A 17718-nucleotide genomic window follows, 5' to 3' on the forward strand; every position below is an offset into this window, starting at 1 on the left:
TGCAGGATGGAGTTGCCCCTTATACTGAAGTTGTAACTAGAGATTAGGAGGGCATAAGGACATGAAGAAAACATTAACATTTGCAATAATGACAGCATTCATAGTATCCATAATTGGATGCTCCAGTGGAAACAAGGAAGAAGCAAGCGGCAAACCTGCAGCAAGTGGAGCAACAGAAACCAAGGCACCTGAGAAAGTAAAACTATCTCTATGGCATAACTACACGGGTGATGATCTGCGGGCACAAACGATGAGAGCAACGTTGGAGCAATTTCAGAAGGATAATCCGAATATAGAGCTTGATGTCCAAGGGATTCCACCTGATGGATATAGAGCACGTTTGAAAACCGTAGCGGCAGCTAACGAAATGCCTGATTTGTTCGTGATGTGGCCTGGGGTTATGACAAGAGAATTCGTTGGTGGCGAGCTGTTGCAGCCAATAAACGAATTGCTAGATAGCAAGCCGGAGTGGAAAGAAGGCTTCTTGCCGAACTCCTTCACGGAATTCACTGTGGATGAAAAAACATATGGGGCTCCTATGGCGCTATCCCCAACTTCGATTTTGTACTACAACAAAACGATTTTTGATGAGCATAACGTTCAACCGCCAAAAACTTGGGATGACTTAATGAATCTTGTAGATACATTCAAAAAAGCAAAAATCACTCCGATCGCATTGGGTAACAAAGCGGCTTGGGTAGCACAATCCAGTATTCTCAGCTCCTTGGCTGACCGGGTGACAGGAACAGAATGGTTCCTTAAGGCTGCTGCTGGAGACGGCGCGAAATTCACGGATCCTGAATTCGTAGAAGCACTTAAACACCTGCAACAGCTTTCAGATGCAAAGGCGTTCCAAGATGGCTTCAACAGCATTGACAACACACAAATGGAGCAAATGTTTGCACAAGGTAAAGCGGCTATGATGATTGATGGTGGATGGGCACTAACCAATCTGGCAGCAAATGCATCACCTGAAGCTCTAGCTGCAATGCGTGCAACGGTTCTGCCTTCTATTCCAGGCGGTAAAGGAAATCCTGACTCTTTATCTGGTGTAGTTGGAACAGGACTTGGACTAAGCAAGAAGGTTGAAGGCGCTCGCAAGGATGCTGCATTTAAGCTCATCTATGCGATGGCTAACCCAGAAGTACAGAAGAAGACGCTTGAAGGTAATCAATTAGTCAGCTACAAGGTAGAGCTGGACACTTCAAAAGTTACACCTATTTTCGCTGAAGTGTACAAATTGCTTGGTACAGTGACTACAACACCTGTATATGATGGTCGCCTAAGCTCGGCGGTTGCTGATGTGGTGAACAATGGACTACAGGAATTATTGATGGGCGGTAACCCAGAAGCGATTGCGAAGAAGATTCAAGCTGCTCACGAAAAAGAGCTTGCAGGTAGTAAATAGAAAGATTGGTAGAGCGATTCCAGTCATCAACTAGGGCTGGAATCGACTTTTTATAACTGCAGCGGCATGAGAGCTAGGAGGGTATTATGACAACTTCGACGAGAATCAAAGGGTTTATTTTAATCGGTCTTCTCCCCGCCCTATTGTTGTATTCATTTTTTGTGATTGTCCCTATTTTTTGGTCTGCTTATTATGGTTTTTTTGATTGGAAAGGGCTTGGTAGCGCTAAGTTTATCGGCTTAACGAATTATGTAGAAGTGTTTAATGACCCGATCTTCTGGACGGGCTTCAAAAATAATATGCTGATCGTTGCTGCTTCTGTGTTCGGTCAGGTACCAATTGCTATGATTCTAGCACTCTTGTTAACGCGTGCTAGTCTATTCCAACGAATGATCCGCGCCTCGATTTTCATGCCTATGGTGCTTTCCTCAGTGGTCGTCGGGATTATCTGGGGCTATATTTATCACCCGCAAATCGGTGTTCTTAATTTTGTACTAGATGCTACAGGGCTAGAAATGATTAAGAAAGTCTGGTTATCCGATCCAAGTGTGTCCATGTACGCCATTATGGTGCCGATTATCTGGAACTACATTGGTCCTTACATGATCATCTTCATCGCTGCACTTCAGAACACATCACCTGAGATTAATGATGCTGCTTCATTAGATGGAGTAGGTCCAGTGCGCAAACTCTTCCAAGTGACATTGCCAATGATTTGGGACACGATTAAGGTCGTTATTGTGTTATGTATTTCGGGTAGCTTGAAGGCATTTGATCTGATCTATGTGATGACCGGTGGGGGACCTGCTCATACAACCGAGGTTCTAGCTTCCTATATGTATAACAGTACGTTTAACGTATATCGGTTTGGTTATGGTAGTGCGATTTCGACAGCCATTATTATCCTGAGCTTAATTCTTATCTTGGGAAGCCAGTATTTAATGAAGCGGGATTATCGATAGAGAGGGGATGATTACCGATGGAACAGATACTAACTAAGAATAAGAATATCCCTAAGCTGCAGGATAAAAAGCTAAAGTGGAGCCAGGGAATTATTAATATTGGGCTGACGCTATACGCATTAGTAACGTTATATCCGTTATTTTGGTTATTCACCAGCGCACTCAAAACGAACGAAGAATTTGACTCAAGGCCCTTCGGCTTGCCGGAAGTATGGCAATGGGAAAATCTGAAACGAGCTTGGGACGTTTCGGCAATGGGTACCTCCCTTATTAATTCGACGATCGTAACGATAATATCCTTGGTGCTGACGCTTTTACTTGGTGCACTAGCAGCTTATGTGCTGGCACGCTTCCAATTCCGGTTTAAAGCATTTATTATGGGTTTATTTCTTCTAGGGATGTTAATTCCTATTCATAGTACACTAGTCCCACTATTTATTATGATGAATAAAGTCAATTTGTTGGATACGTATTGGGCACTCATTTTGCCGTATACAGCATTTGAGCTACCTTTAGCCATTTTTGTTACTGCAGCATTCTTGATTGCTATTCCGAAGGAAATTGAAGAGGCTGCTCTTATTGACGGTACAGGGTATTGGGGCATTTTCTTCCGAATGATGCTTCCGCTCAGTCTTCCTGCTCTATCCACAGTAGCCATTCTTGGATTTTTACGGTTTTGGAATGATTTTGCCTTTGCGCTTATTTTCATTAGTAAACCCGCGTTAAAGACGGTTCCACTAAGCTTATCGGTGTTCGCAACAGGCTATGCTACGGATTATAAGCTGACGATGGCCGCGATGACCATTGCTGTAGTTCCAACGATAATCGTGTTCCTGATGTTCCAGGAGCAGATTATGAAGGGCATGACTGCAGGAGCGGTTAAAGGATAAGGCTCCGATTACATTACAAAATATAAAAAGCGGTAGTCAATGGGCTTAGATGCCCTATGACTACCGCTTTTTTTGTCTTATCGTCTTAATTTACGGATGCCCCTCGAACCAAAGTGACATACATCCGCTCGTGATCGACGGACTTCCCTGTGATGAGCTTGAGGAGTTGTTCGGAGGCGAGCGCTCCCCATTTTCTATTAGAGTAATCGATTGTCGCGAGTCTTGGCTGAACATACTGAGCGATCTCGATGTTGTCGAAACCAATGAGATGGACGTGATCTCCGATGAGGAGTGAAGTATGATTGCTTATATAATTATAAATACCGATGGCCATCTCGTCATTCAGACAGAAGACCGCAACGGGGCGGGTGTATTCATCTACAATTTGTTTAGCGGCAGCTTCCCCTGAGGCTTTAGTGAAGTCACCTGAAATTTCGATGTATTCCAGATGAGGTGAGCGATCAACGACTTGTTCGACCGCATGCATCCGTTGCTTAACGTCGTAGGAGCCCTTAGGCCCAGAAACGACATAGATCTTATCATGGCCTTGCTCAAGTAAATAATCCATTGCTAGGGAGGCCCCAGCTTTATTGTCGAGGAGCACCTGATTAATATTGGGATGGATTAACTCGCGATCTAACACAACCAGCTTGTGTCCTTGATTTGCATACTGGAGCAATTCTTCATCGGCAAAGGTTTCATCAAGTATAATGGCCCCATCGATCATTCGCTCAGGGATCATCCGGTGCGATTGCAGTCCGCTGCATACGATCAGATCGTAGCCCTTCCCTTGGAGCCCCTCTTTAACCCCCTGCAATAAATCTCCATAAAAATTACCGCTGAAATCTGTAAGGAAGATTCCAATAATATTAGATTGTCTCTTCTTCAATGATCTGGCAGCGGCATGAGGAACATAATTTAACTCCTCCGCGATTTTAATGATTCGTGCCGCAGTTTCTTCCGTTACCTTGCTGCTTCCGTTCAGAGCGTAAGAAACCGTCGAGATGGAAACGCCCGCCCTTTGGGCAATATCTTTAATGCTAACCACGAGTCTCGCTCCCTTATTGTACTTGCATTGTCAGATTAAAGGATAATTGTTAGTAGGTCAACACATCTTCAACGAATAAAATCGAGCTTTGGTGAAACGTTTCGATTTCTACTATATCCGAACCTTGTCTCGTTATCAACTTCCCATTTTTTCCCGTTGTAAACGGTTAAAGAACGTTTGACATCCTCTAAACCCTAGATTTATAATCAATATTGAAGTGAATCGAAACGTTTCTATTAGACAACAATAACAGCTAGAGAGGTTGATAATGCTATGTCCAAACCATCAGAGCAAGCATCTCGCATTTCATCCATTAATAATCAAACCTTGACTGAGTTACTCGGGCAAATGACGCTTGACGAGAAGATTGCCCAACTCCTTCAGTTAGCTGTTCCGTTCTATGAAGGCGCGGAAGGCGATGGTCTAATTACGGGACCTATGGAGTCACTAGGTATTTCAGAGGAAACAGTACGCAATTCCGGTTCTGTCCTTGGTATGGCTGGAGCGGCAGAAACGATTAACGTCCAACGTGTGCATCTGCAGAACAACCGACTGGGCATTCCATTGCTTATGATGGCGGATATCGTCCATGGATTTAAGACGATCTTTCCCGTGCCACTAGCAATCGGCTGCTCATGGGATCTGGAGCTGGCTGAACAAAGCGCAGTGATCGCTGCTAAGGAAGCGTCTGTATCAGGCGTCCATGTTACGTACGCGCCTATGGTTGATCTTGTGCGTGATCCGCGTTGGGGACGGGTTATGGAGTCCACTGGGGAAGACCCTTACTTGAACTCGGAGTTCGGACGGGCATTCGTTCGCGGGTTTCAGGGCACCGATCTTGCCAACGACATGGATAGAGTAGCGGCATGTGTGAAGCATTTTGCAGCATATGGAGCTGCAGAGGGTGGACGAGACTATAACACGGTCGATATGTCCGAGCGTCAATTGCGTGAGTTCTACCTGCCAGCTTATAAGGCCGCTCTTGACGAGGGCTGCGAGATGGTGATGACGTCATTTAATACGGTGGACGGAATTCCAGCGACAGGAAACTCGAATTTGATGCGGAAGCTACTTCGGGAGGAATGGGGTTTTGACGGCATTCTGATTTCCGACTGGGGTGCGGTCAAGGAGCTCATCGCACACGGAATTGCGGCTGATGAGTCGGAAGCTGCGCAGAAAGCCATCCAGGCGGGAGTCGACATCGAGATGATGACTTCCTGCTACGCTAAGCACTTATCCGAGCTTGTGGAGAATAAAGAAGTGGACGTGGCTTTGATCGATGAAGCGGTTATGCGCATCTTGACGTTGAAGCAAAAGCTTGGCTTGTTCGATAACCCTTATCGCGCAGCAGATCCAGAACGTGAAAAGGAAATTGTTTTCTGTGACGCGCATCGTGAAGCTGCACGGGAGCTTGCGGTTAAATCATGCGTGCTTCTGAAAAATGAAGATGTGTTGCCGCTCAAGCGGAACGGTAAAATTGCGCTAATTGGTCCGTTTGCTCAAAGCGGTGACCTGCTTGGGCCATGGTCTTGGACAGGCTCCAAGGAAGATGTTGTTCAGCTGGCAGATGCAATGAAGAGTAAGCTTAACTCGTCGGCTGAGCTTGTTGTAGCTGCTGGCTGCGACTTTGAGACGGCTACGGAAGCACAATGGGTAGAAGCTCTTGCAGCAGCTGAGGCTGCGGACGTTATCGTTCTTGCGCTTGGTGAGCACTCAGATATGAGCGGGGAGGCTGGCTCTAGGGCGAATATTCAATTACCTGAAGTTCAACTGGAGCTTATTCGGAAGCTCGAAGAGCTCGGCAAGCCGATCGCGGTTGTATTGTTTAACGGACGTCCGCTTGATTTACATGGGGTTTATGACAAAGTGGACGCCATTCTGGAAGCTTGGTTCCCAGGCTCCGAGGGCGGTCTTGCAGTCGCAGATTTGCTGTTTGGTGACGCTAATCCATCTGGTCGTCTAACGATGTCATTCCCGTTCAGCGTAGGTCAAATTCCGGTCTACTACAACGCATTTAACACGGGACGTCCTCAAGGGGCACCTGATGCTCAAGTTAAATACGTATCTCAGTACCTGGATATCCCTAATGAGCCATTGTATCCGTTCGGATATGGCTTGAGTTATTCCTTATTCGATTATAGTGAAGCACAAATATCCTCCGACATCATGACAGCAGATCAATCGATTAAGATTGCAGTGAAGCTGACGAATAAAGGTGAGGTTGCCGGTGAGGAAACCGTGCAGCTATATGTAAGAGATATTTCAGGTGAGGTTGTAAGACCACTCAAAGAGCTGAAGGATTTCCGCAAGATAACGCTCCAACCGGGTGAGAGCTGTGAGGTTGAATTTGAACTATCGGAAAGCCAACTCCGTTATTATCACTCGGATCTCAAGCATTATAGCGATGCCGGAGCGTTCGTGGCCTACGTGGGACCGAACAGCAAGGTGAACACCGAGCTTCCGTTCAAATTGACGAAGTAACTTAACAACTACCAAGAGAAACATAGAAAGGGGCAGTCCCGTCAGAGGGACTGCCCCAATTGTGTAGCAAAAATAAGAAAGCCAGGCAAAGCAGGTTATGACCTGCTTTGCCTGGCGAATTCACATCAGCCTATTCTTTAACGGCACCGATGACGACGCCTTTAACGAAGAAGCGTTGCAGGAACGGATAGACGAGCAGGATCGGCAAAGCGCCAATGAAGATCTGTGCTGCCTTGATCGTCCGCTGTGACTTATTGACGACAACTGATACATCGAAGCCTGTCATATTATTCGCTACGATTATCGTTTGCATAAAACTGGCTAGTGGCAGCTTTTCGGCATCCTTCATGTAGATAAGACCGTCAAAGTACGCGTTCCAGTGTCCGACCATCGTGAACAAAGCGATGGTCGCGATCGCCGGCATGGAGATCGGAAGGTAGATTGCGAAAAAGGTGCGAAGATGTCCTGCTCCGTCCATAAACGAGGCCTCTTCTACCTCTTTCGGCACGGTGCGGAAGAAGTTCAAGAGCAAGATGATATTGTACACCGTAACCAAGCCTGGAAGGATCAACGCTAATAGATTATTTAACAAGCCGAGCTTCAAGATAAGGATGTAGTTTGGAATAAGACCGGCGGTAAAGAGCATCGTGACGACAAAATACCAAAGGTATATGTTTCTGGCACGAAACACGCGGGTATCTTTGGACAGTGCGTAAGCGGCAATGGCATTTACGAACAAAGCCAGCGCCGTTCCGAAAACGGTCCGTTCTACCGATACCTTGAGGGACGTCAAGAAATTAACGTTCTCGAACGTCCTTGTGTAAGCTTCGAACGTCAAGTCAATTGGCCAGAACGTTACGAGTCCGGCGTTAGCCGAAGAGGTCGAACTCAAGGATACCATCAGCAAATGGTACATCGGCAGCAAACAAAGGATGGCGACCGTAACGAGTAGTATATAGTTAAAAATGCTAAATATACGATAAGGCAATGTTTTATGGTACATGCGATGTCACCCTCCCTAGAAAATTCTATATCCGGCTACTTTGAATGCAAGACGGTACGAAATGACAATCAATGTCAAGCTAATGACCGACTTGAAGAGGCTGACCGCCGTAGCAAAGCTAAATTGACCGCTCAGCAAACCTTCCCGGTAAACGAACGTGTCGATGATGTCGCCTTGTTGGTAAATCATCGGGCTGTACAGGTTAAATACTTGGTCGAAGTTAGCGTTCAGCACATTGCCTAGGGCCAGTGTCGCAACGACGATTAGCATCGGCACAAGTGAAGGAATCGTAATATGCAACGTTTGCTTGAAACGGCCTGCGCCGTCGACTTCGGCTGCTTCATAAAGCGCGGGGTTGATTCCCGCCAGCGCAGCAAGGAAGATGATCGTGTTAAATCCGAATTCCTTCCAGACGTCACTGAAAATGATCGTAAGTCGGAACCAAGTCCCGTCGCCTAAGAAGAAAATAGGTTTATCAAGACCAAATACGGACATCAGGAATTGGTTGACAATACCGGTTTGGGAGAGCAAGTCAATCAGAATCCCGGAAAGGATAACCCACGATAGAAAGTGGGGCAAATAGACAAGAGTCTGAATGGATCGCTTGAATCCCATGTTTCTGACTTCGTTCAGTAACAAGGCGAATGTAAATGGGATGATCAAATTAAGGACGACTTTGGAGCAAGCGAACAACACGGTATTCCAAATGATTTTCACGAAATAATCATTCTCGAACATATATCGGAAATGCTTCAAGCCGACCCAAGGTGAACCGGTAATACCAAGATTCGCTTTATAATCCTGAAAAGCCATAATAATGCCCGACATAGGCAAATAGGAAAAGACGAAAACAAACAGAACAGCCGGCAGCACCATTAGATGTAAAGTCCATGGTATCTTATAGCCTTTTCTTTTTTCGGATTTCCGAATGGCTTTGAGGTTGGTATTGAGTGATAATTTATTTTCCATAACTCTCTCCCATTCCAATAAATGTAATTAGCGTATTGAGTGAAGCCCTGATATATATAGTAACAACGCGCACATTCATTGAACTATAAGACAATCTTAGGATCGATAGTATTTTGTTAGGGACATTGTCTAGGGGGAACAGTTTATGAAGCTCAGGAGAGGCATCGATTTTATAAGAATACGGACGGGTTCCAAATTTAGCCTATTTTCAAAGATGAACAGTTTGATCTTAGTGTTGTTCATTCCGATTATTGTTTTGTTTACCTACTCGAATGGGGTGACTTCTAATGTCATCGAGAAGGAGCTCCAGGCTTCGAACATTAAACAGCTATCTTTTCTATCCAGCCAAATCGAAACTCGTATTAATCAGACGATGGACTTTGTTGTGACCTTCTCAAGAGATCCGAACGTTCGCAAGTTCAACGGACTAAATATATGGGACGATCGTTACGATCGAATGCAGACGAGGTACGCCATTCAGGAAAAAATGGTACTGCAATCCGGGGTTATGAACATATGGCCGGTGAAGTTCACGGTGTATTCACAATTGAACAAAGATGCCATATCGAATGGGACGGACCGGGTTGAGTACGATGAGCAGTATTTGAAAAGAAATGTGACTGGCAAATGGTCATATGGGGATGGGAAAATCGATGAATCCGGTAAATCACAAGCCTTTCATTGGTTCTACACAGATACTTTTGGTCAGCAAGATGTGATTAAAGGGAGTAACCTGGTCGTGCAAGCCACCTTCGAGCATGAGAACATTCAGAATATGCTGGACACATACAAGGCAGGGGGACAAGGTGATCCCTTGTTTTATCACAAGGGAGACGCTCCTATCCTAAACCGCAGTGCATCACCTTTAACGAACGCGCTTATCCAGTATTTGGACGGTAACGATTTAGAGGATACGAGGCAAGAGGTCGTCGAATTAGATAATAAGAACTACTTGTTGAACGCAGTGAAATCTCCCCTATTGGGATGGTATTTGGTGGACATTGTACCGCTGGATCAGATTATGGGACCGATATCGTTTAGTCGCAATCTATTTTACTTAACGATGGTGCTGCTCTTCGTGGTGGGGATTTCTGCGTCTGTACTTATGTATAGGAATGTCCAACGCCCGATTCGGAAGCTGGTTCGAGGATTACAGAGTGTTCAGCGCGGGGATTTCTCAGTACGGATGGATTCCAATGTAAACAGCGAGTTCTCGTTCTTGTTCTATAGGTTTAACGACATGTCGACGCAAATTCAAAGCTTAATCGAGAACGTACTGAATGAGAAGCTTCTGGCTCGAGAAGCGACCTTGAAACAATTACAGGCGCAGATCAATCCTCATTTTCTATATAATTGCATCGGATATATGATCAATATGGCACAGATGAAGGATGATGAGGCTGTTGTCTCTATGGGGTACAATCTTAGCGCGTATTATCGTTACATGACCCGACTGGAGCGCCCAACGGCGAGCTTGGATGAGGAAGTTAAGCTAATCGTTAACTACTTGGATATCCAGAAGCTACGCAACGGTAGAATTCATTATCATATCGATATTCCCGAGGAAATGTTGAAGCAGCAGGTTCCACGACTCATGCTTCAACCGATCGTAGAGAACGCAGTTATTCACGGGGTTGGCAAGACTTACACATCAGGGGAGATCCGCATAACTGGTGAAATGTCTGAAGGCTTCTGCAGGCTATATGTAGACGATGACGGACCTGGCATGGCCGATGAGCAGTTGGAGACACTGAACCGCAAAATGCTTGAAGCGTTACAAGAAGATATGGGCTACGGCTTCTGGAATACGAATCAGCGGATTATCCATCATTTCGGAGAACGCTCGCACCTCAGTTTCACAAAATCGATGCTTGGAGGATTCCGCACGGAAATGGTGTGGGAGCACGCTCCAGTAGACGAACGTCAGCATCATTCGATACAAGAAGGAGATTGACCAAATGCAAATGATCATCGTTGATGACGAAGCCCACTGGGTGGACAACCTGTCTATGAACAAGCCTTGGCATACGCTAGGCATTGAACAAGTTCATAAAGCCTATTCCGCACAAGAGGCGCTGCGAATCATAGAGACGCATCCTATAGATATTGTTATTTCTGATATTCTCATGCCGGAGATGACAGGGATTGAGCTTATTGAAAAAATCCGCGAGCGAGACAAAAGAATCAAATGTGTCATCCTTTCCGGACATTCTGATTTCGAATACGCGAAGGAGGCTCTCCGGCATCAAGCGGTAGATTATTTGCTTAAGCCACCGATGGACAACGAATTGCTAGCGGCGGTGAAATCTGCGGTCGATCAATTAAATGCGGAATGGGAAAGCGTGAGTTCCCATGAGCGTACCCAATATACGTTGCGAGAAAACCTTCCGCTCTTGCGGGGCCAACTCCTGTTAAGTGCATTTCGTGGTGAGCGAATGCCGACAGAGGAATGGATCCGGAAACTCGAAAATTATAGTTTGCCTTTTCAATTTGGTGAATGTGCACTGCTATTGGTCCGAATGGAGGATGAATTCGGACAGTACCGTAACAACGGGCAGCAGCTTCTGGAATACGCCATTATTAATATTGCAGAAGAGATTTTTGGCGAGTTTGCGAACATATGGGGCGTCAAGGAGGAGCATGGTTATTTAGCTTTTCTGCTTCAGTTCAAGGAAACCGCACAAGAGGTTGGGAATGACATATTGCTTGAGAAGCTCTCGATGCAGCTTCAAGCGAAAGTAAAGCAGTTCCTGAAAGGCTCCTTGTCCATCGTTTCGACAGAGCCGTTTCATTTCCCGGATCAGCTTGCGGAGCGATATCGGCATGCCCTGGCCTACTTTAGGCAGATCGTCGGGGATGAGCATGAATTTGTTATGAGAGCTGGGGACTTGGAGCGAGGCTTGTCACATGGCACTCTAGATGCGATTCATGTGCTTCCTGGATTAAACAACCTGCTTGAGGCAGGACGCTGGGAGGCAGCGGAAGAGAAGCTCCAAGAGGTATTTGCAGAGCTTGACGAGAGATGGTCAGATTCCTGGGAGCATTGCATGGAGACGGGGTATATTATTGCGTCCGCTTACGCACAATTCTCTCATCGCAACGGGCATATGCTTGCCGGTATTTTGGGGGACGACATCGAGCCGTTACAGAGTGGAGAGGCTTTCACGACGATAAGCAAGCTGCGGAGCTGGGCTATGGGAGTTTTGCAGAAACTGAAGCTGAAAGCGTCCAATGAAGTCAAGGATGTCCGTTCCGTGTACGTCAAGAAAACGCAGGAGTTCGTGCAGGCGAATCTGCATGACGATGTTTCACTACGCGCGCTAGCCGATCATGTCAATCTTCACCCGACACATCTTTCGAAGCTGTATAAGATTGAGACGGGAGAAGGCGTGAGTGAATATGTGTCCCGCCTCAGGATGGAAACGGCTTGTCACAAGCTGGTATCGACCGATAGGAAGGTGTACGAGATTAGTGCGGAAATCGGCTATTTGGACTCTGCTTATTTTATCAAGGTTTTTAAACGACAATTCGGGGTTACACCGCAAGAATATCGAGAGGGAAATTAACAACATGACAGAGTCCTATGGAAACTAACAAAATCCTATAGATGACCTCCTAGCCTCGTTGGTAAAGTAACTCATGAGACAATCTTACACCGTAGGGGGAAATCAGAATGGGTAAGTTAAAGTTAAGTAAAGTAATGCTACCTATCGTAGCAGCATCGCTCATCGTGTCGGCTTGCAGCAGCAACAACGACAACAACGCAAGCTCGACTCCATCCGGTTCAGCTAGCTCAAGTGCATCGGCACCAGCTACTAAATCAGAAGCGGATCTTGCATTCGAGAAAGGCAAATATGAACCGGCTATCGATATTAGCACGATCATTATGCCTAAAGAGTACACCAAGGGTGAAACGAAGGACAACAACATCCATGACAAATGGATGCTGGAAACACTAGGAATCAAATACAAGGGTACTTGGTATCCTGCAGGCGCTGACCAATACAAGCAACAGCTACAGCTTGCGCTTACTTCTGGTGAGAAGCTACCTGACTTCGTTATGGTACCTACCGATGCAGTATTAACGAATCAACTGATTGAATCCAAGCAATTCATTCCGATTGACGAGCTGTTCGAGAAGTACGCAACACAAGTTTGGAAAGATCATACTGTAAACAACCCAGAATTGTGGTATCCCTTCACACGGGACGGAAAAAAATGGAACCTTCCGATTATGGAATATACCGATAACGACGATACACTTCTATGGCTCCGCGAAGATTGGATGGAGAAGCTGAAGCTTGAGCAGCCGAAGACGATCGCAGATCTTGAGAACATCATGGACAAATTTAAGAACGCGAACCCAGACGGATTGGCTGCCAAGGATGTTTTCCCGCTTGCAATTTCCTTGAAGAACAATACGAATACTTGGATGGGTGGACTTGACTGGTTATTCGGAGCTTATGGTTCTGTTCAAGAGCAATGGAACAAAGATGCGAATGGCAATCTAGAGTATGGCTCTGTTAACCCAGGTGCGAAGCAAGCGCTTGCTAAGCTACAAGAGTGGATGGATAAGGGCTATATTCACCCGGACGCTGCACTATGGGATGAAGGTAAATCAGCTGAAATTTGGACTAAAGGAAACGCAGGGATATTACCAGGCGCGAACTGGGTTCCTGACTGGCCGGCTCCGGATTTGCTGAAAAACGTTAACGGTTCGAAATATAAAGCGTATCCGGTTCCTGCAGGTCCAGATGGCCTCATGGGTACGAAATGGCAAAATTCCGGTGTTAACAGCAGCTTCATGATCAACAAAGATGCTAAACATCCGGAAGCCATTATTCTTTACTACAACTACTTGCTAGACAACCTAGCTGATCCAGCTGTTGGCAGCCCGTACGAGTATGGTTTTGCTAAAGGATATGACTGGGATATCGTAGACGGTGTATCGACGAACGATAAAGAAAAAGTAGGAAAAGACTTCTTCGATAAGTTCCCGTACATCACTGGTCCAGCTCGTATTCCTAATCTGTACATGTCATCCCTCGTTAAGCTTGCTGACGGTGCAGAGCCGTCAACACCTTACGAGAAACAACAAGCTACTTTCCGTAAACCGGAAAACTGGTATGCAGCGAAAGTTGTTATGTCACAAATTGACATTCGTAAGCAAAACTACTTTACAGGCGCGGCAACACCAACAATGATTGAAAAATGGAACCTGCTTCGTCAGTCCGAGCTTGAAACATTTAACAAAATCATTTACGGCAAATTGCCGGTTAATGCTTTCGACGAGTTCGTCGCTAACTGGAATGCGAATGGCGGAGAGCAAGTGACTAAGGAAGTTAACGAATGGTTCAAGTCGGTTTCTCAATAAATTAGAATGGCTCCGCTAGAAAACCTTGTCTCTATTCGTAGAGACGAGGTTTTTTAAGTTATTCCACCGCTATTGTATAGAATCGATTTTCTGCTATATTTATTATTATACGAATTGTTGTAATAAAATCAGGAGGTGTTCTACGTCAAAATTTTGCAGCTAACTATGGATGAAGCGGTGGAAATAGGGAAAGTGCTTTCTAATGAACACCGTATGAACATTCTGAAAATATTAAGCACGGGTCCACATAATGTGAATGAGTTATCGGAGAAGCTAGGTATTCCATTCTCAACGACAGCCGTGAATGTAAAAAAGCTGGAGGATGTGAATCTGATTATTACCGAGTTGGTCCCCGGCCGAGGAACCCAGAAGGTAAACTCCAAAAATTATGACCGTATCGTCATTGATTTAGTTACCGATCAGGCAGACAAAGAAAAGAATGTGATTACGATAGACATGCCGATCGGTGAATATGTCGATTGTCATGCTGAGCCGAGTTGCGGTATCGTAGGCGAATTGGATTATATCGGCATTCAAGATGACCCGCGTTCTTTCTATGAGCCTGGCAGAAAAGACGCCCAATTGCTCTATTTTCGTCATGGCTTTGTGGAGTATCGGTATCCTAATCGCATTCCTTATGGGGAAAAGGCTACGGAAATTGAATTCAGTGCGGAGATTTGTTCCGAAGCCCCATACCATAAGCTAGACTGGCCTTCCGATATTACGCTATGGGCGAATGATGTGGAGATCGGAACATGGACCTCACCCGCAGACTTTGGTGGACAAAGGGGTTTTAATACACCAGAGTGGTGGAACACTAATTTTACGCAATTCGGGCTATTAAAGCATTGGAAAGTTAATCACAGTGGTAGCTTTCTAGACGGAGTGCAAATATCCGATGTCACAGTAAACGATTTGAACCTAAGTGATAAACCGTTTGTTTCCTTGCGAATCGGAGTAAAGAAGGATGCCTTCAATGCCGGTGGAATCAATTTGTTCGGTCCCAACTTTGGGAATTATGCGCAAGGAATTATTATGAATTTGCGCTATAGTAAATAACGAATAGCGATAGAAATGATGGATAGGAACGATAAGATTTTATTTTAATAATATAGGTTATAAAACAAAAAGGAAAACTATTCGTAGTTTTCCTTTTTTTCGTTAAAACGTATTATTTGAGGGGATTTAAAGGGTTTCCATCTAAAATTTTTATTACAATATATATTGATATAAAACACTATTAGGTGTTATATTGAAAAAGTAATCATTCATATTCACATCTCTAGGGGGAAAAAAAATGAAAAGATCAATGCAACTGCTTGTAACCGTTATCATGATTTTTAGCTTAGTGTTGGCTGGTTGTTCGAATGCGAATAATTCAAAGCCAAGTAATGCAAACGCTTCAAGTACCGGAAGTGGACAAGCAAGCAGCACAAGTGGAAGTGAAGCATCTGGAAAAGTCATCGATCTCAAGTATTGGGTACCGTTTAGTGGATCCGATGGAGAATTCATGGAAGATATGGTTAAAGCCTTTAATGAATCTCAAAGTGAAATAAAAGTAGAGTTCATGAACAATAACTGGGATAACTATTATCCTAAGCTTCTATCTTCGCTTGTGGCTAAGTCCGCACCGGATGTAGCCGTTGCCCACGTATCGCACCTTTCAGAGCTCATTCCAACTGGGATGATTGAACCACTAGACGATTTGGTGGCGGATGCAAAGCTTGATTGGTCGACTTATGGTAAAAATCAAGAAAACTCGATCATCCGTGATGGCAAGCATGTCGCGATTCCGTTAGACACTCATGCCGTGGTTATGTACTACAACAAGAAGTATCTTGGAGATGCAGGACTTCTGAATGAAGATGGAAGTATTAAGATGGAGCCAGGTGCTGAAGGCTTTACACAAATGCTGAAGACATTGAAAGAGAAATTGCCTGCCGACGTATCCCCTCTGATCATTGGTAGCAACAATATCTTTACTTACTGGATCTGGTACGCGCTTGTTCAACAACAAGGAGGTACATACTTCCAAGATGGTAAACCGACGATCAATACACCTGAGGGCAAGAAAGCAATGGAATTGATTCAAACTTGGTTAAAGGATGGATTAACGCTACCTGATATCGGAGACAACAGCTACGATATTTTCAAAACATCCAAAGCTGCTGTTACTTTCACTGGCGTATGGGCTACGGGTAACTTCGAGAAGGAAGCATCGCTTGATTTTGCTGCTGTTCCATTTCCACAGCTTTACGATCAACCGGCTGCTTGGGGCGACTCTCACACGCTGATCGTACCAAAGCAGGGGAATCGCGAGAAGCAAGTCGCAGCTGTTAAATTCGCTAACTGGTTAGCTGATCATGGTGCGATGTGGGCCAAAGCGGGTCACGTCCCATCTAAGCCGTCCGTTCAGGATACGGAAGAATACAAAGCATTACCTTATCGCTCAGGTTATGCGGCAGTTATGAACGATGTGAAATATATGCCTGATTCAACGAAGCTTGGCGCAGTGAACGATGCTGTTCTTGAGTCTCTTGTAGAGATTAACTATGGTAACAAATCGATTGAAGATGGATTGAAAGATGCGCAAAACAAAGCTGACAAGCTAATAAGCAGATAATCAAGCAAATGGAGATGATGCGGGATTCCGATAGCCGTCCCGCATCATGTTTATTTGAAGGAGCGAGATCGATTTGAAGCAACTCAAAAGCCCGATATACAAAAACTATTTAACCGCACTGGCCTTTTTGGCTCCTTTCATGGTTCTGTATTTATGGTTCTGGATCTATCCGATCATCAAAGGGTTTTTAACGAGTTTAACCGCAGGTAGCATAGGTGCGGAAAAAACCTTCGTTGGTTTAGATAATTACCGTTATATGTTGTCTGACGACAAGTTTTGGAGCTCTTTTTGGAATACTTTGTACTTTATTTTGATATCTACGCCATCCATCGTCGTTGTAGGACTAGTCATGGCATTGCTGGTTAATATGAAGCTGAAAGGCACGACATGGCTTAGAACGGCTTTCTTTATGCCTTACATGCTTTCTGTGTCTGTGTTGGGAAGTATTTGGGTATTTATTTTGCAGTCCAGGACGGGATTGATCGCAGAGACGTTGAGTTCATTTGGCGTGACAATGGAGTTTTCCTTCTTCGGCAGTTGGGGCATGGGATGGCTATCCATCTTGATTGCCACGCTTTGGTGGACAGCAGGATTTAATATGATCATGTTCCTGGCGGGACTACAGGAAATATCAGATGACTTATATGAAGCTGCAGATATCGACGGTGCCAATCGATGGGCGAAATTTCGTTATATTACGATGCCTTCATTGAAAGGTGTAACGGCGTTGGTAATGATGCTCCAGACGATTGCTTCATTTAAGCTCTTCGGTCAAACTTGGCTGATTACGAAAGGCGGACCGGGAACATCAACTACGCCACTCGTTCACTATATTTATCAAATCGCGTTCCGACAATGGGATTCGGGGTATGCATCGGCTGTCTCATTTGTTTTATTTTTGACGATTGCACTGATTTCATTGATTCAATTCAAGCTGTTGATGAGCAAGAAATAAACAAG

General features: G+C 45.0%; 13 protein-coding genes. 10 read left to right on the plus strand and 3 right to left on the minus strand.

Annotated features, from left to right (window positions below; genetic code table 11):
* Positions 1-61: 61 nt before the first annotated feature.
* The 3 genes from M1K58_RS22130 (at position 62) to M1K58_RS22140 (ending at position 3260) form a co-directional block, all read left to right on the plus strand.
* A complete protein-coding gene (locus M1K58_RS22130; protein ID WP_372339195.1) occupies positions 62-1408 on the plus strand; it encodes an extracellular solute-binding protein in 1347 nt (448 codons plus the stop codon).
* Positions 1409-1494: 86 nt separating this feature from the next.
* Entirely contained in the window at positions 1495-2370 is an 876-nt protein-coding gene (locus tag M1K58_RS22135; RefSeq protein ID WP_256761064.1) for a carbohydrate ABC transporter permease, read from the plus strand.
* 17 nt (positions 2371-2387) lie between these two features.
* Positions 2388-3260, plus strand: coding sequence for a carbohydrate ABC transporter permease (locus M1K58_RS22140; RefSeq protein ID WP_256761065.1), 873 nt, complete (start codon positions 2388-2390; stop codon positions 3258-3260).
* An 85-nt stretch (positions 3261-3345) separates the two neighbouring features.
* On the opposite strand, the gene M1K58_RS22145 is transcribed toward M1K58_RS22140, so the two are convergent.
* The gene (locus M1K58_RS22145) at positions 3346-4308 is read right to left on the minus strand and encodes a LacI family DNA-binding transcriptional regulator (RefSeq protein WP_256761066.1); all 963 of its coding nucleotides are present in this window, start codon (positions 4306-4308) and stop codon (positions 3346-3348) included.
* A gap of 273 nt (positions 4309-4581) precedes the next feature.
* Between M1K58_RS22145 and bglX the strand changes: the two genes are divergently transcribed.
* Positions 4582-6789, plus strand: coding sequence for a beta-glucosidase BglX (gene bglX, locus M1K58_RS22150; protein WP_256761067.1), 2208 nt, complete (start codon positions 4582-4584; stop codon positions 6787-6789).
* A gap of 130 nt (positions 6790-6919) precedes the next feature.
* Here bglX and M1K58_RS22155 read toward each other — a convergent pair whose 3' ends face one another.
* Together M1K58_RS22155 and M1K58_RS22160 are read right to left on the minus strand one after the other, a co-directional pair.
* Positions 6920-7792, minus strand: coding sequence for a carbohydrate ABC transporter permease (locus tag M1K58_RS22155; protein WP_256761068.1), 873 nt, complete (start codon positions 7790-7792; stop codon positions 6920-6922).
* 15 nt (positions 7793-7807) lie between these two features.
* Complete coding sequence (locus tag M1K58_RS22160) at positions 7808-8761, minus strand: ABC transporter permease (RefSeq protein ID WP_372339196.1); 954 nt, start codon at positions 8759-8761, stop codon at positions 7808-7810.
* A 145-nt stretch (positions 8762-8906) separates the two neighbouring features.
* Here M1K58_RS22160 and M1K58_RS22165 point away from each other — a divergent pair, with 145 nt between their 5' ends.
* The 6 genes from M1K58_RS22165 to M1K58_RS22190 all read left to right on the plus strand — a co-directional run bounded on the left by M1K58_RS22165 (position 8907) and on the right by M1K58_RS22190 (position 17713).
* On the plus strand, positions 8907-10715 hold the full coding sequence (locus tag M1K58_RS22165) for a sensor histidine kinase (protein WP_256761069.1): 1809 nt from the start codon (positions 8907-8909) through the stop codon (positions 10713-10715).
* 4 nt (positions 10716-10719) lie between these two features.
* Positions 10720-12327, plus strand: coding sequence for a response regulator transcription factor (locus M1K58_RS22170; RefSeq protein ID WP_256761070.1), 1608 nt, complete (start codon positions 10720-10722; stop codon positions 12325-12327).
* Positions 12328-12434: 107 nt separating this feature from the next.
* Positions 12435-14135 carry a type 2 periplasmic-binding domain-containing protein gene (locus tag M1K58_RS22175; RefSeq protein ID WP_256761071.1) on the plus strand — a complete coding sequence of 567 codons (1701 nt, stop codon included), beginning with the start codon at positions 12435-12437 and terminating at the stop codon, positions 14133-14135.
* A 153-nt stretch (positions 14136-14288) separates the two neighbouring features.
* Complete coding sequence (locus M1K58_RS22180) at positions 14289-15194, plus strand: ArsR/SmtB family transcription factor (protein ID WP_256761072.1); 906 nt, start codon at positions 14289-14291, stop codon at positions 15192-15194.
* Positions 15195-15432: 238 nt separating this feature from the next.
* Positions 15433-16758: an ABC transporter substrate-binding protein gene (locus M1K58_RS22185; RefSeq protein WP_256761073.1), complete on the plus strand. Its 1326-nt coding sequence runs from the start codon at positions 15433-15435 to the stop codon at positions 16756-16758.
* Positions 16759-16831: 73 nt separating this feature from the next.
* On the plus strand, positions 16832-17713 hold the full coding sequence (locus M1K58_RS22190) for a carbohydrate ABC transporter permease (protein WP_256761074.1): 882 nt from the start codon (positions 16832-16834) through the stop codon (positions 17711-17713).
* Positions 17714-17718 lie beyond the last annotated feature (5 nt).

This window comes from Cohnella sp. WQ 127256, from assembly GCF_024519285.1.
Classification (GTDB): Bacteria; Bacillota; Bacilli; order Paenibacillales; family Paenibacillaceae; genus Cohnella.